This is a genomic window from Bacteroides sp. ET71 (assembly GCF_023336905.1).
Lineage (GTDB): Bacteria > Bacteroidota > Bacteroidia > Bacteroidales > Bacteroidaceae > Bacteroides.
Genome location: NZ_JAMBLS010000172.1, coordinates 1 through 311 on the forward strand (window position 1 = coordinate 1; position 311 = coordinate 311).

At 61.1% G+C, this 311-nt stretch carries 1 pseudogene; it reads right to left on the reverse strand.

What is annotated here, in order from left to right:
• A pseudogene (locus M3090_RS15740) lies at window positions 1–311 on the reverse strand (conjugative transposon protein TraM); the annotation flags it as partial.

Consider the following 311-nt stretch of genomic DNA (forward strand, 5'->3'; position numbering starts at 1 on the left):
TCTTGCGGCAGGTAGCGCGAGGCCATCTCGTAGGATTTCTCCATCAGGCGGAGCTGCTCGTCGGCGGTTTCCTTTGCCTTGCGTTCCTCTTCCGCCCGGCGTTCCAGTTCCTGTATGCGCCACTCCAGTTCCAGCGTTTTCTGGTCGTCCTCCGGCTCCGGCTGCTCGTAGAAGCTGCCAATCTGCCGGTTGATGTCCCGGTAGGCATCTGCCGAGGTGCGGATGGACGACCTGCCCGATGATGCAGTTTCTTCGGTCTGGAACACATCTTCCACGGCCTCCCTGTCCGTATCATCCTCCGCCACCGCCAA